The organism is Magnetococcales bacterium (genome assembly GCA_015231755.1).
Taxonomy (GTDB): Bacteria; Pseudomonadota; Magnetococcia; order Magnetococcales; family Magnetaquicoccaceae; genus Magnetaquiglobus.
The window spans coordinates 1-19,393 of record JADGAZ010000029.1 but is presented as its reverse complement, the minus strand read 5'-3'; the positions used below and the strand labels follow the sequence as shown (position 1 = coordinate 19,393).

17 protein-coding genes and 1 tRNA gene are annotated in these 19,393 nt (G+C 56.8%); 15 read left to right on the top strand and 3 right to left on the bottom strand.

Going from position 1 to position 19,393, the window contains the following annotated elements:
• The 12 genes from HQL98_15240 to HQL98_15185 form a co-directional block, all read left to right on the top strand.
• Positions 1–990: tetratricopeptide repeat protein (locus HQL98_15240; GenBank protein MBF0273402.1), on the top strand; the 990-nt coding region annotated here is incomplete at its 5' end.
• Positions 991–993: 3 nt separating this feature from the next.
• Positions 994–2,940, top strand: a complete 1,947-nt coding sequence (gene tadA / locus HQL98_15235) for a Flp pilus assembly complex ATPase component TadA (protein ID MBF0273401.1) — start codon at positions 994–996, stop codon at positions 2,938–2,940.
• A 3-nt stretch (positions 2,941–2,943) separates the two neighbouring features.
• The gene (locus HQL98_15230) at positions 2,944–4,167 is read left to right on the top strand and encodes a type II secretion system F family protein (protein ID MBF0273400.1); all 1,224 of its coding nucleotides are present in this window, start codon (positions 2,944–2,946) and stop codon (positions 4,165–4,167) included.
• 5 nt (positions 4,168–4,172) lie between these two features.
• Entirely contained in the window at positions 4,173–4,748 is a 576-nt protein-coding gene (locus HQL98_15225) for a hypothetical protein (protein ID MBF0273399.1), read from the top strand.
• Between the two features lie 131 nt (positions 4,749–4,879).
• A complete protein-coding gene (locus tag HQL98_15220; GenBank protein ID MBF0273398.1) occupies positions 4,880–5,311 on the top strand; it encodes a hypothetical protein in 432 nt (143 codons plus the stop codon).
• Positions 5,308–8,070: a ParA family protein gene (locus HQL98_15215; GenBank protein ID MBF0273397.1), complete on the top strand. Its 2,763-nt coding sequence runs from the start codon at positions 5,308–5,310 to the stop codon at positions 8,068–8,070. Before HQL98_15220 ends, HQL98_15215 begins: the two co-directional genes overlap by 4 nt.
• A gap of 247 nt (positions 8,071–8,317) precedes the next feature.
• A complete protein-coding gene (locus tag HQL98_15210) occupies positions 8,318–8,722 on the top strand; it encodes a type II secretion system protein (GenBank protein ID MBF0273396.1) in 405 nt (134 codons plus the stop codon).
• 148 nt (positions 8,723–8,870) lie between these two features.
• Positions 8,871–9,275, top strand: coding sequence for a prepilin-type N-terminal cleavage/methylation domain-containing protein (locus HQL98_15205; GenBank protein ID MBF0273395.1), 405 nt, complete (start codon positions 8,871–8,873; stop codon positions 9,273–9,275).
• Between the two features lie 47 nt (positions 9,276–9,322).
• Positions 9,323–9,730 (top strand): prepilin-type N-terminal cleavage/methylation domain-containing protein, encoded by a 408-nt coding sequence (locus HQL98_15200; GenBank protein ID MBF0273394.1) that lies wholly within the window; start codon positions 9,323–9,325, stop codon positions 9,728–9,730.
• Positions 9,731–9,748: 18 nt separating this feature from the next.
• Complete coding sequence (locus HQL98_15195; protein ID MBF0273393.1) at positions 9,749–10,195, top strand: type II secretion system protein; 447 nt, start codon at positions 9,749–9,751, stop codon at positions 10,193–10,195.
• Between the two features lie 13 nt (positions 10,196–10,208).
• Entirely contained in the window at positions 10,209–10,748 is a 540-nt protein-coding gene (locus HQL98_15190; protein ID MBF0273392.1) for a type II secretion system protein, read from the top strand.
• A 2-nt stretch (positions 10,749–10,750) separates the two neighbouring features.
• Positions 10,751–12,064, top strand: a complete 1,314-nt coding sequence (locus HQL98_15185) for a hypothetical protein (GenBank protein ID MBF0273391.1) — start codon at positions 10,751–10,753, stop codon at positions 12,062–12,064.
• Positions 12,065–12,129: 65 nt separating this feature from the next.
• Here the strand turns inward: HQL98_15185 and clpA are convergent, their stop codons facing one another.
• The 3 genes from clpA to recN all read right to left on the bottom strand — a co-directional run bounded on the left by clpA (position 12,130) and on the right by recN (position 16,616).
• The gene (clpA, locus tag HQL98_15180; GenBank protein MBF0273390.1) at positions 12,130–14,421 is read right to left on the bottom strand and encodes an ATP-dependent Clp protease ATP-binding subunit ClpA; all 2,292 of its coding nucleotides are present in this window, start codon (positions 14,419–14,421) and stop codon (positions 12,130–12,132) included.
• Positions 14,422–14,484: 63 nt separating this feature from the next.
• The gene (gene clpS / locus HQL98_15175) at positions 14,485–14,799 is read right to left on the bottom strand and encodes an ATP-dependent Clp protease adapter ClpS (GenBank protein MBF0273389.1); all 315 of its coding nucleotides are present in this window, start codon (positions 14,797–14,799) and stop codon (positions 14,485–14,487) included.
• A 128-nt stretch (positions 14,800–14,927) separates the two neighbouring features.
• Positions 14,928–16,616, bottom strand: a complete 1,689-nt coding sequence (gene recN, locus HQL98_15170; protein ID MBF0273388.1) for a DNA repair protein RecN — start codon at positions 16,614–16,616, stop codon at positions 14,928–14,930.
• A gap of 212 nt (positions 16,617–16,828) precedes the next feature.
• Between recN and HQL98_15165 the strand changes: the two genes are divergently transcribed.
• The 3 genes from HQL98_15165 to HQL98_15155 all read left to right on the top strand — a co-directional run bounded on the left by HQL98_15165 (position 16,829) and on the right by HQL98_15155 (position 19,319).
• A tRNA-Ala gene (locus HQL98_15165) sits at positions 16,829–16,904 on the top strand.
• Positions 16,905–17,415: 511 nt separating this feature from the next.
• Positions 17,416–17,868 carry a hypothetical protein gene (locus tag HQL98_15160; protein MBF0273387.1) on the top strand — a complete coding sequence of 151 codons (453 nt, stop codon included), beginning with the start codon at positions 17,416–17,418 and terminating at the stop codon, positions 17,866–17,868.
• Positions 17,865–19,319, top strand: a complete 1,455-nt coding sequence (locus HQL98_15155; protein ID MBF0273386.1) for an ImmA/IrrE family metallo-endopeptidase — start codon at positions 17,865–17,867, stop codon at positions 19,317–19,319. Before HQL98_15160 ends, HQL98_15155 begins: the two co-directional genes overlap by 4 nt.
• Positions 19,320–19,393 lie beyond the last annotated feature (74 nt).

Genomic DNA, 19,393 nt, shown 5'->3' with positions numbered 1-19,393 from the left:
GAGTTCAAGGCGGAGAGCAAACCGGAGCCGAAGCCCGAGTTCAAGGCGGAGAGCAACAAACCACAGGCGTCGGAAGGGATGGGCCGATCGGACCTTGCCACCACCACCGGGGGGCCAGTTCCGACCCGGGCCGAATTCGAGGCGGAATATCCGCCGTTGTCGCCACCCAGTCGTCAGGATCCGGGGGTCAAGGGAGTGGGGGTGGTCGAGGAGTCCATGGCCGGGGATCGGGTCATGGGGGCCAGGAGGATTGCCTCGTTGCAGCCGAGTGTGGTCGGGGTGCAGACTGCCAAGGATGTGCTGCCGGAACCGTCGGCGTGGTCGGAGAGTGAATTCCGTTCTCAGCGGCAGGCGGAATTGAAAACCCCCGGCACACCTCCGGCGGAACCGAAGGCGTTTCCCCCGGCGCCCAACGGTGCGGACTCCAAGGGTTCCACCGAAAAGCCCCGCGGCCCGACCGCTTCCGGTGACGCCAACCGGCGGGATAGCTCCAAGGCCGCGGCGGATCAGGCCGGATGGGTGGAGCGGACCTATCAGCAGGCTTTGGAAAAGAAGGATGCCGGCGACCGGGAGGGAGAAGAGGCGCTGCTGCAACAGGTGATCAAGTCCGATCCGGGTCACAAGGGGGCGGTGCGGCGCATGGCGCGGATCATGGTCGAGACCAATCGGGGGGACAAGGCCCTGGAGATGTTGCGTCAGGCCGCCGGAGGCCGGGGTGATACCTCATTGGCCGACGAGGATCCCAACCTGGCGGCTTTCCTGGCGGCCTTGTATCAACGGCGCGAGGAACATTGGCAGGCGATAGACCTGTACGAGGCGCTGCTGAAGAAGTATCCTAACAAAGGACTGTGGCAGATGGGCATGGCCATCTCCTTGGAAAAGGTGGAAGAGAACAACGAAGCCATGCGGGCCTACAAAAAAGCCCTGGCCAGTGGCGATCTCAACCATAAGTTGCAAAGCTTCGTGCGCAAGAGGATTGAAAAACTGTAAGACATGGCCCCACCTCCCCCCAATAAACTCCGTCTGGGGGATCTCCTGGTCGAAACCGGGTTGATCTCCGCCGAGCAGTTGCGTCAGGCCTTGGCCCATCAGGACCGGACCGGGGCCAAACTGGGGGAGGCGCTGGTCCATTTGGGATTGGTCACCGAGCAGGCGTTGCAGAATTTTTTGAACCGGCAACGCCAGAAATTGCGCATCGGTGACAAACTGGTGGAGGCGGGGATCATCTCCGCCGAACAGTTGTTGGCCGCCCTGGCGGAACAGAAAAAATCAGGCAAGAAACTGGGTCAGAGCCTCGCCCAGTTGGGCATTTTGAGCGAGACCGCCTTTCTGGAGTTCCTTGCCGCCCAGTTGCACATTCCCTATGTGGATTTCAAGAAGTTTTCGTTTGTCCCGGAGTTGGTGAAATTGCTGCCCGAGACCACGGCCCGTCGTTTTCGCGCCGTGGTGTTGTCCCGTGACGGGGAAGGGCTGCTGGTGGGCATGGCGGATCCCACCGATATTTTCGTGTTCGACGAATTGGCCCGCATGCTGGGTCAGACCCCCCGTGTGGCACTGGTGGGGGAAAGCCAGTTGCTGCGCGCCTTGGATTTGGTCTACCGCAGCGAGGGCAGTATCCGCGAGCAGGTGGTGGCCCTGGAGGAGGAGGTCGGCAAATCGGAGTTCGACCTGGATGGCATCGTCCAGTCCGAAATGGCCGTGGATGCTCCGGTGGTCAGGATTCTGCAATCGTTGTTCGAAGACGCCATGCGCATGAACGCCTCGGACATTCACATCGAACCCGATGCCGAGGTGTTGCGCATTCGTCAACGCATCGACGGGGTGTTGAACGAACAGATCGTCAACGAAAAAAAGATCGCTCCCGCGCTGGTTTCCAAACTCAAGCTCATGGCCAACCTGGAAATCGCCGAGAAGCGCTTGCCCCAGGATGGACGTTTCAACATTACCGTCAAAGGCAAGAGCGTGGATGTTCGTCTTTCCACGCTGCCGATCCAGGATGGAGAGTCCGTGGTGATGCGTCTGCTGGATCAATCGGCGGACAATCTCAATCTGGACACGGTGGGCATGGACCAGACCCTGTTGACCCGGTTCCGTTATTGGCTCAGCCGACCCCATGGATTGATCCTGGTGACCGGCCCCACCGGAAGCGGCAAGACCACCACCCTCTACGGCGCCCTGAACGCCTTGAACTCCCCGGGCAAAAAAATCATCACCGTGGAAGATCCGGTGGAATATCGTCTGCCCCGCATCAATCAGGTACAGGTGCGTTCCCGCATCGGCCTGACGTTCGCCAAGGTGTTGCGCACCGTGCTGCGGCAGGATCCGGATATCGTGCTGGTGGGTGAGATGCGCGACCAGGAGACCGCCGAAATCGCCATTCGCGCCGCCCTGACGGGGCATCTGGTGCTTTCCACCCTGCATACCAACAGCGCCGTGGCCACCGCCATCCGACTGGTGGAGATGGGGGTTGAAGGCTATGCGGTGGCTTCCGCCTTGAAATGCATCCTGGCCCAACGGTTGGTGCGTCGCGTCTGTCAGGATTGCAGCGAAACCGTGGAACCGGATCCGGGGGAGCGGATCCTGTTGCAAGGATTGCTCGGCCCCCGGGCGACAGGAGCGCGGCTGAGTCGGGGCCGGGGGTGTCCCCAGTGCAACCGCAGCGGCTACCGGGGCCGGGTCGCGGTGGTGGAACTGCTGGAAATGCGTACCAATCTGGCCGAGGCCCTGCGCAACAAGGATGCGGCGGCTTTCATGCGGCAGGCCGAATTGCAGACCGGGTTCATTCCGTTGCACAAGGCGGCGCTGGAATACGCGTTGCAGGGCATCACCACCCTGGAAGAGGTGATGCGTCTGGTCAGCGATGTGGAGGAGGAGCAACCCGTGGATCCGGAGGAGGAGGAGAGCGTCACCCCCGATACCTCTGCCGACAAGGAGTCTTGATGCATGCCCATGTTTCGGTATACCGGTCGCAGTGAAGGCAAGCCGGTGGATGGGGTGATCAGCGCTTCCGATGCCGAGGCGGTGGCGGAACAGCTCTTCAATCGTCGGATCGAGCCGTTGGAGGTGGAAGAGGTCCGGTCCGGAAGCGGCGACATCGAGCTGGAATTCCTGATCGAATGGCCTACCGATGATGATCGCATTCTGTTCGCCCGGCAGATGTATACCCTGACCAAATCCGGTGTCTCCCTGGTGCGGTCGTTTCAGGGGCTGGTGGAAAGCACCCACAACAAGCGGCTCAAACAGGCCATGGTGCGCATCATCGAGGATTTGCAGGCGGGCAAGGAGCTGTCCGTCGCCCTGGCCGAGCATCCCAAGATTTTTGACCGTCTTTTCGTGCGCATCATCCGCATGGGCGAGGAGACGGGACGCATGGACGAATCCTTCAAGCAGCTTTATCAATACATGGAGGTGGACAAAAACACCCGCCGCCAGATCAAGAGCGCCTTGCGGTATCCCACCTTCGTGGTGATCGCCATTGTGGTGGCCATGTTCATCGTCAACTATTTCGTGATTCCCTCCTTCGCGGGCATGTTCGGCAAAATGGGCGCGGATTTGCCCGCGGCCACCAAGATCCTGCTGGGCACTTCGGCTTTCGTGAAAAAATACGCGCTTTACATCGTGATCTCTGTCGGGATCGGGGTTTACAGCTTTTTGGCTTACATCAAGACCATTCCGGGCCGTCTGTGGTGGGATCAGGTCCGCTTGAGGTTGCCCATTGTCGGCTCGATCATCAACCGGGCCACCCTGGCCCGTTATTCCCGTGCTTTTTCCATGGGTTCCAAGGCGGGATTGCCGGTGATCCAGATCCTGTCGGCGGTGGAGGAGGCGGTGGACAATGCCTATATGGCCGCCCGCATCGTCGGTATGCGGGAGGGGATCGAACGGGGGGAAAGCCTTACCCAGGCCGCCTACAACAGCAACATGTTCACCCCTTTGGTCCTGCAGATGATGGCCGTGGGGGAAGAGACCGGAGGCATCGACGAGATGATGGCCGAGGTGGCCGAGTTTTATGAACGGGAGGTGGAGTACGAGGTCAAGGGGTTGAGTTCCGCCATCGAGCCGATCTTGTTGACGGTCATCGGCGCCATGGTGCTGGTGCTGGCTTTGGGAATCTTCATGCCCATGTGGGACATGAGTTCCGCCGCCATGGGCAAGGCGAAACATTAAATCCCATGGCCGTCGCCCCTCTGCTCTTGTCCGTGTTGTTGATACTGGCGGTGATCGGCTCTCTGGCCGGATTGGTGCTCGGAGCGTGGCTGTTTTTGAACCCCGATGCCAACGGGGTGCTGGAGCGTCCCGCCGCCGACGCCTTGCGGCATCTCTCCCGTCCGGTGCGGGTGGAGCGGTTTGTCTATCGTCATCACCGCTGGTTCGGCGGCGGGATCGTGGTCGGATCGTTTGCCACCCTGGTGGCGTTGGGGGGGTATGCCCGGCGCATGATCGCCCTGGTGGAACTGGGGGGCGCCTCCCGAAGTGTCGAGGCGTGGCTTTGGGAGAGCCTGTTGGTATTTGTGGCGTTGGGGAATTTCTTCACTTTGGCCGCCGGATTATTGATTCTCATCCGCCCTAGTGGATTGAAGGGATTTGAAAGCTGGGCCAATCGTCCCGTGACCGTGGAACAGTGGCGGAAGTCCCTGTTGAATACCATTCGCAACCGGCCACGGCTGTTTGCGGTGCTGCTGGTGGCGGGTGGGGGCTATTCGCTGTTTTCCCTGTTGAGGCTTCTGGTCCGCGCCCGGGGATGGTGATGGTTGGATGAGGTGGGTGGTCATGCTCATGTCTTGGAAATCTGATTGACCAATCGAATGAATTTATTTTTTTATTGTTGTTCACAAGGTATCAGCTTGCCCAGAAGCAAGGCAGCAGTGGAGTGTTTGATATGAGTACCATTCCTTTTACCGACCGTGAGTTGAAGAAAGCTTGGCGGGAACTGTCATCCATTGTCAATCCTGCCACTGCTGGCGAGCGCAAGAATCCACACCGCTTGCTGCTATTTTACGCCGTAGAGTGCGGGCTGAAAGTTGTTTGGCTCAAACGTCAGAATTGCACTCTGTTTGATCAGAAGGCCATCACAGAGACAGGACATGATCTGCGACGCCTTCTCACAAAATTGAGGGTTGACAACCGGATTTCTCTGCCAAGGGACTTGCAACTCCAACCTGTGGATAGCGGGCGCACGCCACGCCAGGGAGATATCACCATCCTGCACCAGGCATGGCGCTATGGTGGTGAGTGCCGTGCGCCCACTGACCTGGAGTGTGAGGCCAAATTGTTGAAGGTTTTGGAGTGGATTCAAGGAGAACTCAAATGACGCAAAGCTCTGTAGCCGGGCGACTGCTGACTTGGCTTGACGTGGAACGGTATCTCAAGCAACGCACCGCCTTGTGGCGGCAATTACCCGATGGGGTGTTGACGATTGATTGTTTTGCAGATGGCATGGAGATTCGTCATTTTAATGAGAGAGATCAAGTGGACGAGTGGCTGGCTGGTCTTTTCGGACGTGCCTTTGACCGTGCGAAACAGATCATTCATCTACGTATTGGAGAAGCCAGTTATCCAGTGTTGTGCATACAGGAGGCGGAGAATCATGCGACCGTCACAGGGAGGAGTTACCCGTTATGGCAGGATGTGACCTACCTGCCACCAGTCGAACCAGAACAGGCTGATATGAGCGTAACTCCTGTGCAGCCAATCAGTCCGGAATTTTTCCCAAGTCCGTGGTCGACCGCTCCTGGTTTGGTGTCCTTTCATTCTTTTAAGGGGGGAGTGGGCCGAACAACCGCGTTGATGACCTATGTGGCGGCCTGCATGCAATCTCCCATTGCCGGACCCAAAAGAATCTTGGTGGTGGATGCAGATCTGGAAGCACCCGGAATCAGTTTTTGGTTGAACGAGGGGAATCGGCCCTCAGTCTCCTTTGTACAATTGTTGGAGGCTTTGCACTACCCTCCAACGGATGTGAAGGCCACCCTGGATTTCTTCGCCGATGAATTGCGGAAAACCTCATTGACTGTTGCGGGCATGCAGCGACAGTTGTTCATCTTGCCCGTCGCGTTGAAATTGACCGACATCCAGGATATGTCGGTGACACCCGAACACTTGGCGCGCAATCCGGATAATCCGTGGCAATTGTCGGATCATTTGCACGAATTGGGATCCCGTTTGGGTGTTGATGCCGTGTTCATCGATTTGCGTGCCGGTTTGAGCGAACTGTCCAGCCCAATTTTATTTGATCCACGCGTGGACCATTTTTTTGTGAGTACCGTGGCACCACAGTCGGTGCAGGGTACGAGGGAAATGTTGCGCTGTTTGTATGGTTTCAACCGTCGATTGCCGGTTGAGCAGCGAGACAATGCGCGTCCTGCCGTTGTTTTGAGCCTGCTGACCAAGGAACTGCGCGAGGCTGACCATTATGAGCAGGCCATGCAAGTGCTTGACGAGGTTTATCCCGCAGACGATGTTTTGACGCAGGGTTTGCAATGGTTGGAAGCCGACTTTCTAAATCCCCTGATGTCCATTGGTTCGGTTCAGGAGGCGCTGCAGGAGTTGCCGCACTCCATTCGATTATTCGCCAGTGCCAGCGAGTGGGTCAGCACCTTGTACTTGGCATCGATGCCGGTGGCGACAACAGCCCAAGTAAAAATTGAAAGCCCGAAGGCTTTATCACGAAGAACCTCATTAGAAAATCTGGAAAAAATCTGCAAGGATGCGCAGTTTGCAGAAGGAGATGATTCTGTCAGTATTCTTGCCATAGAACCATTATTGAATCTCGGGAAACACTACACAAAGGAATTGCCGAACCTTCTGATGATTGGCGCCAAAGGTGCAGGCAAGACTTTTACTTATCGACAGTTGGTCAAGGCAGGCGCATGGCCAATATTTTTAGAAAAGATTGGGTTCAAGAACGATGAAACAGTGGATGCGGCCATTTTTCCTGTTCTTTGGTCCAAGAATATCCCAGACAAGCCACAGGGCGAGATCAAGAAATCACAGAATCAGGTCATCTCTCTCATCGGTGGTGATCCGGGTTCTTTGAGGAGATATTCGTCCTTGTCTGATTCTATCGACAAGGCACTTGCCAACCCCCCAGAATCCTGGGAATATTTTTGGGATCATCTGATCACAAGTCAATTGGGGGTCGATGATGGCGGATTGCACGAACTGAACCGGGTTTTGGCCACACACGCTAGGCGCGTTATTCTTGTATTCGATGGCATTGAAGATGCGTTTCAAGATACCGCAAACAGCCATGCGGTTAAGGCCATCAATGGTCTGCTGAGCTTGACTGACCGCATCAGCGAATTGGATAATCGGCATATAGGCGCCATGATCTTTGTGCGTATGGATTATGTGCAAGACACGGTTCGGCAGAACCTGGGTCAATTGCTGCAACGCTTTGAACCTTACCGCTTGCAATGGAATCCAGAAAGCTTCTTGCGATTGGCTTTCATGCTCAGTTGTCAGGCTGGAATCATCAGTGCAGACCCGGAGTCGGAATCCCTGGGCATTGAGCCATTAAAAAATAAACTGCAGACTCTCTGGGGAAAAAAGCTTGGCAGTGACAAATCAAAGGAAGCCTATTCTGCCCGATGGGTATATTCTGCCTTGTGTGACTTGCAGGGCAAAGTGCAAGCCCGTGATCTAGTTAGATTTTTAAGGTTTTCAGCCGCACTGGAGTCAGCGCGGAATCCATGGCCTGATCGTAGCGATCGTAGCCTTTCACCAGAGTCCATGCGCAGGGCGATTCCCAAATGTAGCCAGGAAAAAGTTGATGAAGCCCGGAAGGAGATTGCCTCACTGCGAACATGGGCCGAATTGATGGAGAGGAATAATGTTCGTGGCCTTAAGGTGCCATTCAAACAGGCAGAAGCACAGCTTGAACCGGATATATTGAGAGCGCTAAAAGAAATCGGCGTTGTTTACGAAGATTTGGAAAATATCCAGTTGGGTGAGGAACGTCTTTATCTTCCTGAAATTTACCGGCATGGATTGGGTTTCGACCTTGCTGCAGCGGGACGCCCGCGCATACAGGCTTTGCTTAAGAAAAATATCGGAAGCATTCCTTTGTAAAGCCAACACCTGACACGGCGTAAAATCAGCGCATGGAGCTTCCTGTCAGGAATCAGCCTGACTACTGGTGGATGCGCATGTTGACTGATGTCCTTGGCCCGGTTTGGGCTGGAACCTTTTGACTTGCGATAACTCAACAAACTGATTTGTATAAAAAATGGCCGGGATTGGGAAAAAAAGTGTGAAACTTTCCGGGGGGTGGGGTAGACTATATTAACAAGCGTTTCTATCGTCTGGCGGGGGGGGTATGAACAACCGGTTCCTGGAGCGTGGAGGCGATTCCCGGCAGAGGGGCTTCACTCTGATTGAGTTGATCATGGTGGTGGCGATCCTGGGCATTCTGATGGCGATGGCGTTTCCCCGGTTCGTCGATTTCAGTGCCGAGGCGGAACGATCGGCGGCGGATGGCATTTTCGCCGCGGCCCAGTCGGCGACCAGCACCAATTTCGCGGCGGTACGGGCCGGAAGAAACGGGGCAGGCCAGATCACCGATGGAACCACCTTGTTGAACGCCATGGAGGGAACCCTCGCGGGGTGGGCCGGATCCGGCAACGCATTGACCTATACCGGACAATCCGGAATGGTTTATACTATTTCCGTGGTGCGGAGCGAGTCCGAAACCGGCAAGGCGGTCCTTGCCAAAAGCTGGTGACATCCAAACCAGCCCATTTTATCGATCATCCGGTTCCCGATCCTCTCCAAAATCCCCGCCGCGGCGGGAACAGGAGAGACGGGGAACCTTTTACGCTCCGGGTTGCGACCTGGGGTCCATTTCAGGCAAGGAAAGGGAGTACCAAACGATGAACAGCCTCCAAACGGAACGCCGGAACCAGATCCGGCAAGCGGGTTTCACCCTGATCGAACTGATCATGGTGATCGTGATCCTTGGCATTTTGGCCGCCGTGGCCGTGCCCAAGTTTACCGACCTGAGCGGCGAAGCCGAAAAAGCGGCGGCGGATGGGGTGTACGCAGCGGCCCAGTCGGCCACCGCCACCAATTTCGCGGCGGCCCGGGCCGGCAAGGCGGGTATCACCTTGATCACCAATGGCGCCACCCTGCTGGCCGCGTTGGATGGCGGGGCAGTCGATGGCTGGGCTGCCAGTGGCGCCACCCTGACCCATACCGGCAATGGGACCACCTATACCATCACCGTGGCGTCGGCTGAAACCACGGCGGCCAAGGCGCAACTCAGCAAGAGTTGGTGATCCGGGTGAACAGTCCCTGGGCGCGGTCCCACCATGGAGGTGGCTTGATGGCATCCAGAGGATTGACGTTGGTTGAACTGGTGGTGGTGATGTCCATTGTGGGCATCATCGCCGTCTATGCCGGAGCCAAGTGGCAGGGAGACTTGTCCTTTTACTCCAAGGCAGACCAGTTGGTGAACGACATCCGTCGTGCCCAGGCGTTGGCCATGGGCAAGGATGGCAACTATACCATCCGAAGCGTGGCAGCTGACTCCTACCAGATTCAGGATGCCGCGGGCACGGCGGTCGATCCCCAGGCCACGGTGCTGGACCGGGTTCAAATCATGTCGTTTTTCATCACCTTCAATGGTCGGGGTGATCCCGGAGCGGTCAGTCAGGATGTGCAACTCACCCTGGAAGGCCAAACTCTGACCATCCGGGTGTATGGCAATACCGGAGCCGTGGTGCGGTTGTAAGGAGGATGCGGACTCGCCATGAAACACAAGCGCGCATCACAGGGGTTTACCCTGATCGAGGTGATTTTCTTCATCGTGATCGCGGGGGTCTCCATGGCCGGCCTCGTGCCACTGTACAATACCGTGCTGTTGAACCTGCATGTCCTCAGTGATGGCATGCAGGCCGAGTATCTCGCGTTGGAGATGGTGGAAACCCTCACGGCCGCCTATGCCAAAGGAGCGGGTTTCGCCAATCTGACCGAGGCCAATTTTCCTTCGCAAACCGGAATCGATCTCGGTGGCACGATGCGGTTCGATCGGATCATCCAGATCGAAGGCATGATTCCCGGCAAACAACCGAATCCCTGTACTGGCATGGAATACAATGGGGAGCCGTTCAAATGCCTGACCATGACGGTGATGGAGAACGGTTCGGGTCGGGTGTTGTTCAAACAACAAATGGTCAGTGCGGATCTTCTGAACTAATGGAGTTTCAGGGATGTGCCGCTTTCGTCATCCAGGTGGAGTGAAATATCATGGGTCATCAGGGTTCTCTCTGATCGAAATGGTTATTACTCTTATTATTATCAGTATCGTTGCCGGTGTCGGCACCGTGAGCATGAGCAACAGCTTTAATGCTTACCTGACCGCCCGCGCCATCGAACCCCTTGCCGGCAATGCCCGCGTCGTGTTGCAACGGCTGCGCAAGGAACTCCGCAATGCCGCGTCTTGTACCGGGATCAGTCAGCCCGGGGGCGCTGGCACGCTTCAATTCACCAACGATCAAGGGCGCATTATATTGGTCAATCAGGGGGCCACGGCCACCAATGCCATTTATATGACTTTCAATGGCGATGGCGTCGAGTGGTTGTTGGCGCCGAGCGTGGAGAGCAACAGTTTACGGTTTCAGGTCTCGCCTTGCACAGGGGGATTGACACCAGGACTGGTGACTTTTTCGTTCACCATGACCGCCACCACCACCGATGGTTCCGTACTCAGGCTACCTTTCAGAACAGCCGTTTATGTAAGGAGTACATGATCATGAACACACAGGCGCGACAACGGGGAGCCCTTGTTGTCCTCGCGATGATTCTACTCGCCGGCGTTACCGCCATGGGCGGTTCCCTGGCCAAAATGCAGGTCAGCGGCGTGGATGTCGCCGCTGAGTTTTCCAGTGGCAACAAGGCGTTCAACATGGCCGAGACCGCCATTCAAGTGGGTCTCAAGCAGTTCAAGGATGCGGAATGTGACCCGAGCGCAGTCGTCGGGGCCGCTGCCGAAGGCACCGATGGCTCCACCGTGGTCACCCAGTCCCTGGGAGAGATGGGGAGTTTCAAACTGACTTTTTGTCCCATGGATGCGGCGTGTTATCCGGCATCCATGATTCCGGATGATGCGGATGTCACCGAAGCGGAAACCGAGACCGATGAAGCCACGACCGACTATTCGTATTGGTATGACAGGCATGGCAAATATGGTCGTTGGTTGTCCTGGATTGCCTACAGAAGCCATTATCGTTATCACCACTGGCGGCACGCCGACAAGAAAGAGCATTGGCGCAGTGTGCGCAGCCATATGAAAATGTGTCATGGTCCATTCCATCGCCATCACAACAATCACGATGCCAAATGTGAGACCGGTGGCGCGGTGAGTGTCGAGGATTCCATCAACTACTGGATGGTGTCTGCGGTGGACACCAGTACGGGTAAACAACGCACCCTGAAACAGGTGGTCAGTTGTGAGTCCGGTCCCGAGAATGTGGGCAATCTTTTCTCCGGCAACAACTACGCCGCTTGGTCTCCCAAGTCCATGATCAATCAGGTAACCGGTGTGGTCACTTTTGGTTCGACCAATGCCACCAAGAGCATCTCCGCCAATGATGGCAGTCAGTTGAGCCTGCCGGAGGACGATGGCAAGGATGTATGGTTCCATGGTACATTCAAAGTTCCGGCGGATCCGGGGGACTATCTGAAATTGGATGTCGTGGTCAAGAAGGATGGATATCGGAGATATATGGGTACCCGAACCATTCAGTGCGGTGAGAGAAAGAACTATGGCAGTGGCGTCAACACTATTGATCTGACCAAGAGCAATACCATTGTGCGGTGTGATCGGTCTGGCGGTTATGGCGCCATCGAAATCCGTTGTGATGGTAGTGGGGATCCGGAATGCAATATCAGTACCGGGAAATTGCACTTCAATCTTGGTCGCATGGATACGGCCAAGATCAAGGAGATTCAGATCAGTGGGAAAAGCACGGAACTGCGTGACGCCTATTTGGGATCCATCGACGGTGGGATAGAAGCCACCGCCAAACCGGATCTTCATATCGGTCAGTGGTTCGAGGAGTTGTGAAAAATTGTTGAGTTTTACTCCCGGGCCTTGTTCAGGCCCGGGAGCCTTTTTGACGCAGCACAGTCTTATTCGGGTCGGTGAGGGGAGGCGGATGGCTCGATGTCCAGGGTCAGTTTATCCTCTCCGACCCGCACCCAAACCTTCCCACCGTGGCGCAATTTTCCGAACAGCAGTTCGTCGGCCAAGGGTTGACGAATCTTCTCCTTGATGAGCCGTTCCATGGGACGGGCGCCGTTTTTGCGGTCATATCCCCGTTCCGCCAGCCAGTGACGCCCCTCTTCATCCACCGTCAGGGTGACATGCTGTTGCACCAGATCCCGATCCAGCGCCGAGAGGAATTTTTCCGTCACCTGCAAGATCACCTCGGGTTCCAGGTGGGCAAAGGGAACAATGGCATCCAGACGGTTGCGGAATTCGGGAGAAAAGAGCCGTTTGATCTCCTTCATGTCGTCTCCCAGATGATCCTGCCTGACAAATCCCATGGAGCCCCGTTCCAGATCCTGGGCGCCGGCATTGGTGGTCATAATCAGGATCACGTTGCGAAAATCGGCCCGGCGTCCGTTGTTGTCGGTCAGGCTGCCGTGATCCATCACTTGCAGCAGCAGATTGAAGACATCCGGATGGGCCTTTTCCACCTCGTCGAGCAGCAGCACCGCATGGGGATTTTTGGTGACGGCTTCGGTGAGCAGTCCCGCCTGCTCGAACCCCACATATCCCGGAGGCGCGCCGATCAACCGGGAAACCGTGTGCCGTTCCATGTATTCGCTCATGTCGAAGCGGATCAGTTCCACGGCCAGTTCACGGGCCAGGAGCTTGGCCAGTTCGGTTTTGCCCACCCCGGTGGGACCGGCCAGCAGAAAGGCGCCGATGGGCTTGAGGGGATTGCCCAGTCCGGCCCGGGAGAGCTTGATGGCCTGACAGATCATGGCCACCGCCCGATTCTGCCCGAACAGACTCAGCAGTATATTGCTTTCCAGGTTTTTCAGCAGTTCCCGGTCGTCGTGGGAGACGGTGCGGGAAGGAATGCGGGCGATGCGGGCCACCACCTCTTCGATTTCCCGCACGCCGATGTTTTTCTTGCGTCGGCTGGCGGGGGCGATGCGGGCGGCGGCACCGGCTTCGTCCAGCACGTCGATGGCCGAATCCGGATGTTTGCGGTCGTGGATGTGACGGCCCGACAACTCCGCCGCCACCCGGATGGCCGGGGCCGAATACCGAATGCCGTGATGGGCCTCGTAGTGGGATTTGAGTCCTTTGAGAATCAGGATGGTCTCTTCCAGGGAAGGTTCGGGGACTTCCACCTTCTGGAAACGTCTGGCCAGGGCTTTGTCCTTCTCGAACACCCCCCGGAACTCCTCATGGGTGGTGGAGCCGATGCAGCGCAATTGACCGTTGGCCAGCAGGGGCTTGAGCAGATTGGAGGCGTCCATGGTGCTGCCGCTGGTGGCTCCGGCCCCGATGACGGTGTGGATTTCGTCGATGAACAAAATCGCGCCGGGAGTCTCCTGCAATTTGCGCAGCACCCCTTTGAGCCGCGCCTCGAAATCTCCGCGAAATTTGGTTCCCGCCACCAGGGATCCCATGTCCAATGAGAAAATCACGCTGTCGGCCAGCAGTTCCGGGGCTTCCCCCTGAACAATGCGCAACGCCAGACCTTCGGCCAGATGGGTTTTGCCCACGCCCGCATCTCCGACATACAGGGGATTGTTCTTGCGGCGTCGGCTCAGGATCTGGAACGTGCGGGTCAACTCTTCGTTGCGACCGATCAGCGGATCGATTTTGCCCTCTTTGGCCAGTTGGGTCAGATTGGTGGCGTACAGAGCCAGGGGATCGTCGTTTTTGGCGGGAGTGGCCGTGGGGCTGGCGCGTGGTTTTTCCGGTTCCTGTTCTTCGTGTTCTTCCGGGGCGGATTCGTCGGTGCCGGAGTTGTCCATGCTGTTGGCGATGGCCGCCTGCACGTCCAGACGGTTGATGTTCTGCCGATTGAGAAAATGGACCGCGTGGGATTGCTGCTCCCCGAAAATCGCCACCAGCACATAGGCTCCGGTCACCAGTTCCCGGCCCGAAGCCTGCACCTGATACACCGCCCGCTGAATCACCCGCTGAAATCCCACCGTGGGGGTGATCTCCAGGGAGTCGTCGTTGGTGGAGACCGTGGGCACATGAACTTTCAGATGGCCTTCCAGATCCTGGGAGAGCTGTCCCAGATTGCAGCCGCATTGCAACAGGACTTCGGTGACCTCCGGATTTTCCGTCAGGGCGAGGAGCAGATGTTCCACGGTGGCGTATTGATGACGGCGCTGATGGGCGACACGAATGGCGCGATTCAACGAGATTTCCAGTTGTTTGCTGATCATGGGGTCACGTGTTTGCGCTGGGGTTCCAGGGAGTAACCGGTTACAAAAGGCGCGATGGCCTTGTCAATTTTTTTCCATCCGGCATTGCAGCGGATGCTGATGCAAGCGGGCGTGACGGTTGACCTGCATCACTTTGGTTTCGGCGATGTCCCGGGTGAACAGACCACAAATCCCGAAGCCCTTCAGATGGACATTCAACATCACCTGGGTGGCCTCTTCGATGGACTTGTTGAAAAATTGCATCAAGGTGTCCACGACGAATTCCATGGGGGTGAAATCGTCGTTGAGCAAAATCACCTTGAAAAGAGGAGGCTCCTGGAGGTGATTCCGGGTGGTGGAGTCGAGCTGGGTATCGGCGGTGAAATCGGATTGACTCATGGACCAAGGCTCCGTGCATGCCGTCCGCTTGGGTTGTGACGAATCGTGGGCGTGACCGGATCGACGTTGCGGAGGTCGATCCAGAATCACAGTTTATCCGATTCGTGGTGCTGCGGCCAATGAAAAGTTCATGACTCTTCCGGCACGGCGGAACGCAGCAGGGTGATGGCGTTTTCCCGGGCGGCGGCGGTGATCTCCTCGCCGGCCAGCATGCGGGCCAACTCTTCGATCCGTTGGGTGTTTTCCAGGGGGATGACCGTTACCCGCACCCGTGCGTCGTGGGTGGATTTGGCCACCTTGAAGTGTTGTCCTCCCCACGCGGCCACCTGGGGGGAGTGGGTCACCGCCAGGGTTTGACGCCGCCGGGCCACCTGGGCCAGCTTGGCGCCGATGGCAGAGGCGGTGCGTCCTCCCACTCCCACATCCACCTCGTCGAAAATCAGGGTGGGAATGGTGACCGCATCCGCCAGGGTGGTCTTGAGCGCCAGCATGATGCGGGCGATCTCTCCTCCCGACGCCACCTGTTTGAGGGGTTTCAGAGGTTCCCCCGGATTGGCGCTGATCTGGAACTCCGCTTCTTCCAGCCCGGTGGGACGCGGATCCCCCCGCACCGGTCGCAACGCGGTGGCGAAACGGGCGGTCATGCCCAGTTGCGCCAGATGGCCTTCGGTCTCCTGGGTCAGCCGCAGAGCCGCCTGCTTGCGGGAGGCGCTCAACAGGGTGGCGTTTTGGTCGAATTCGGCCCGGCTTGTCTCCATGGCGGAGAGCAGACGTTGTTCGTCGTCATCGATCTGATCCAGGGAACTCAGCTCCTCGCGCCAGGTTTCGGCCAGTTCCAGGAGTTCGTCGGCGGTGCGGCGGTGTTTGCGGGCCAGATTGCGGATCAGGGCCAGACGTTCTTCCAGCTCTTCAAGCTGTTCGGGATCGATTTCCAGGGTGTCGGCATAGTGGCGAATGCGCTCCGCGGCGTCTTCCACTTCGTATTGAAGAGAGCGCAGTTGCTCCGCCAGGGACGTGAGCGCCGGATCCAGGCGGGCCGCGTCTTCCAACTCCCCGGCGGCGTGAGAAAGCAGTCGCGAGGCCGAATCCCCGGACTCCCCATGTTCCCCGCTGATCATCTCCTGGCTGGCCCGGGCCGACTCCCCCAGCCGTACCGCGTGGGCCAGTCGTCCCCGGCGTTGTTCCAGTTCCTGCCATTCGCCGGGCTGAAGTCCGGCGGCGTCGATCTCATCGAGTTGATGGGCCAGAAAGGCGCGGCGTTGCAGGGCGTCACGCGCCCGCTGCCGCAGACTTTCCAACGCCTTGTGCCGGGCGTGCCAAGTCTGGGCATGGGTCATGGTGAGCCGGGTCAACTCTTCGTGACGGGCGAAGGCATCCAGAATGGTCAGGTGACTGGCGGGATTGAGCAGGGATTGATGGTCGTGCTGGCCGTGAATGTCCACCAGTCCATCCCCCAGTTGGGCCAGGGTGGTGACCGGAACCGGGGTTTCATTGATGAAGGCCTTGCTGCGTCCGTTGGCCGCCAGGGTGCGGCGCAAGAACAGTTCATCCCCGTCGCCGTCCAGCTCTTGTTCCCGCAGCCACTCCCGTGCGGGATGATGCTCCGGCAGCAAAAAGCGCGCCGTGGCCATGGCATGATCGCACCCGGTGCGAATCAACCCGCTGTCGGCGCGTGCCCCCAGGGTCAGAGCCAGGGCATCGATCACAATGGACTTGCCCGCTCCGGTCTCCCCGGTGAGAATGGTCAATCCCGGCTCGAACGTCAGATCCAGCCTTTCGACGAGCGCGATATTTTCGATGGTCAATTGCCTCAGCATGCGCTTCTCGACATCCCTCGAAGTCAATCGATCGATCCAGCCCGCCTGCTTCCAGAGCGGTTCAATCCGCACTTTTGCCACTCGCCTGCCCCAAAGGCAAGTTTTTTTTACATTTTTTCTTCCCCCTCCCAAAATCTGCGCTCCAGGCCGATTTTTTTGCACAAACCGCTTGACATGCACCTCCAAATTGGACTATTCTTGCGTCTGTATTCGGGGCCATAGCTCAGCTGGGAGAGTGCTTGAATGGCATTCAAGAGGTCGACGGTTCGATCCCGTCTGGCTCCACCAATTTAAGAATATCAAGAAGTTATCTGAAAAGGGCTACCTGCAAGGGTGGCCCTTTTTGCATATAAAGTCTTAATAAATTCAATGGTTACGGAGACGGTCAAAATGTGACGCGTCCGCCACGAGGTCGGCCTCATGCCCACCCAGGCCAAAACCTGCCCCAACCCCTCTCTCTTTCTCAGTGGCCGAGGACTTCGGCCCATCCGACCTCACGCCCCTTTGACCCCGACCTCGCCCATAAAATCAACAGGTTGCACCCACCCCGACCTCAGAGCCATTTTGACCTCCCTTCGCACTGCTTCTGGATCGAAGGAACCCGACGTCGAAGGGGCAACTTCGGGGAGGCTGATTGTTCCATATCAAAGATTGTTGTACTTGACGCCATAGCCGTTTTTAGCCAAAGTAAGAGGTGGTTTTGATTGGCTTGGGTGCGTGTTCCGGAAATCTCACCGCCGAAATTGGGGGGAGCCCGGGAATTCCGCCGGCAATTCCGGGACAGCGAGGAGTTGGAAAAATGAGACATTATGATCGTGGCGAGAAACGGTTAGATCATAAGTGGGGAGCTGACAAAGCCGGATTCGAATCGTTTGGGAAGAGGATAAAAGGGAAGTGTCCCACCACGATCACAAACAAGCCGGGTCTGGCAGAGCAATTGCTCAACGAAGGTGTTCCTTATCCAGATAAGGAGTCGCCGGAAGCAATCTATAATGTCCATGAAGGCGTGATCTATCGCGCAGAACAGACACTGGCCAGTGATGATTCCTGGCATGGTTTTCCGGAAATGGAAGAGGGGAAACGCCGAGTCCCCAGAGAAGTTCTGACTTCCCTGATGAAAAGCGCAATAACATCCGGGCATCACAAGGAATTCCGTGATTGGATGGAGAGTAAGTTGCCGGTAACTTGGAAAAATAATAAATTTTCTGGTGAGTTTCGAAAGGCGATGATGGCGAGGGGGAAACAGTCATGAGTAATCATTGTGCGATTGCGTTCCGCTTCGATAAATTGCCAACAGCATCGTCAGGAACGGTCAAATTTTCAGGAAAGGGCAGATTGACGATCCTTGTTGGAAAGACGATTGTTTGGGGCGATGAGATCGATGGCGTTGTCCATGGGTTCGAAGAATACTGGGATAGCCTACTTCTGCATCTAGCCAGGATCTTTCCGTATCTATGGACCGAACAATCCTTTCCTCTCGGATATTTTCCCGAGTCTCCCGATCAATTTATCGATAAAGCACTATCCGAACTCCGTTGGGGGGAACTGCCCGACGAAACAGTCGCCAGGGATGAACGAGAAATTCTGGCGTTTTCCAAACGGCATAACTTGGCTGAGGGGATGCCAAGCGTTCATTTACCATACATTTACCTTATGCGAGAAGGGAACGACTTGCGGATCGTTTCCGAAACCGTTGACGCCCATATGCCTTTGCATGAGGCCATGAAGGTATTGACTGAACTGGGGAATGAAATCGCCCGCGCCGTTTCCGAGCAATCAACACGTGGGCAGCAGGTGTTGGAGGCATGGAGATCTGCCAATAACCAGTTCTCAGATGATGACATTCTTAGCTTGCATGCCGGCATACCCATAAACCGCCTCCGCGCCATAGCCGCCAATGATGACTATGTCGCCTATTTTGGTGGCGCGTCCCTTGAACAGCCGTCTCCACTGCAAATCGCCGCCAGGATGACACGTGCGGTTCTGCTTGAAGCAGATCAAAAAAAGGTTCTGCGAAGAGTGGCATCCATACGCTTGACACAACTTGACGCCGTCTTCACCCGGTTGCGGGATCAGGCTGAACAGAAGCTTGCCCGCCTGGAAAACATCTTTCCCTACGATCAGGGCTATCAACTCGCCCAATGGTTAAGAAATAAACTCAAGATCAAGGAGTCACAGCCGGTTGATCTCGAGAATCTCCTGACCAACTGGGGAATCAACGTCACGAACACTCGGGTGGCCGATTCAGTGGACGCCATCGCGCGCTGGGAAAATGACCGGGCTGGTATCCTGCTGAACCGATGGGGCTTGCGCGCCAAGCACCCGTGGGGACGACGATCGACGTTGGCTCACGAACTCGCCCACCTGTTGGTAGACACAAAACATGCCTTGCCTGCAGTAGAAGTACTGAGCAGACGGACGGACGCCCTTTGGGAAAAACGGGCGAACGCTTTTGCCGCTGAACTGTTGCTTCCATCTAGCGAAGTGAGGAAAGCACTACCTGCCTTAATTAGTCCGGAAGCCATCCAACCTGTCTTGGACCAGTTTTCGGAGGCTTTCCAAGTCGGCCACATCATCGCTGCCAGACAAATTCAGAATACGTTGATCCGCGAGGAACGTCTGGATGATGAAACGCGCATGTTTCTTGATAGAATTGGGGGCCGATATGGTGGTTCCGAATCCAACCATTGGCTGAGGGCTTGACGTGACCATCCAGGAATCTGGGGACATATATGGACCCCTCCCGGAGCGCAAGGAAAATTTCTGCGCCCCAGAAT

Coding starts and splice junctions, on each gene's coding strand:
- HQL98_15190 (MBF0273392.1), top strand. CDS start 10,209: ATGTGCCGCTTTCGTCATCCAGGTGGAGTGAAATATCATGGGTCATCA.
- clpS (MBF0273389.1), bottom strand. CDS start 14,799: ATGAGTCAATCCGATTTCACCGCCGATACCCAGCTCGACTCCACCACC.
- HQL98_15185 (MBF0273391.1), top strand. CDS start 10,751: ATGAACACACAGGCGCGACAACGGGGAGCCCTTGTTGTCCTCGCGATG.
- HQL98_15195 (MBF0273393.1), top strand. CDS start 9,749: ATGAAACACAAGCGCGCATCACAGGGGTTTACCCTGATCGAGGTGATT.
- recN (MBF0273388.1), bottom strand. CDS start 16,616: ATGCTGAGGCAATTGACCATCGAAAATATCGCGCTCGTCGAAAGGCTG.
- clpA (MBF0273390.1), bottom strand. CDS start 14,421: ATGATCAGCAAACAACTGGAAATCTCGTTGAATCGCGCCATTCGTGTC.
- tadA (MBF0273401.1), top strand. CDS start 994: ATGGCCCCACCTCCCCCCAATAAACTCCGTCTGGGGGATCTCCTGGTC.
- HQL98_15155 (MBF0273386.1), top strand. CDS start 17,865: ATGAGTAATCATTGTGCGATTGCGTTCCGCTTCGATAAATTGCCAACA.
- HQL98_15220 (MBF0273398.1), top strand. CDS start 4,880: ATGAGTACCATTCCTTTTACCGACCGTGAGTTGAAGAAAGCTTGGCGG.
- HQL98_15200 (MBF0273394.1), top strand. CDS start 9,323: ATGGCATCCAGAGGATTGACGTTGGTTGAACTGGTGGTGGTGATGTCC.
- HQL98_15210 (MBF0273396.1), top strand. CDS start 8,318: ATGAACAACCGGTTCCTGGAGCGTGGAGGCGATTCCCGGCAGAGGGGC.
- HQL98_15160 (MBF0273387.1), top strand. CDS start 17,416: ATGAGACATTATGATCGTGGCGAGAAACGGTTAGATCATAAGTGGGGA.
- HQL98_15215 (MBF0273397.1), top strand. CDS start 5,308: ATGACGCAAAGCTCTGTAGCCGGGCGACTGCTGACTTGGCTTGACGTG.
- HQL98_15205 (MBF0273395.1), top strand. CDS start 8,871: ATGAACAGCCTCCAAACGGAACGCCGGAACCAGATCCGGCAAGCGGGT.
- HQL98_15225 (MBF0273399.1), top strand. CDS start 4,173: ATGGCCGTCGCCCCTCTGCTCTTGTCCGTGTTGTTGATACTGGCGGTG.
- HQL98_15230 (MBF0273400.1), top strand. CDS start 2,944: ATGCCCATGTTTCGGTATACCGGTCGCAGTGAAGGCAAGCCGGTGGAT.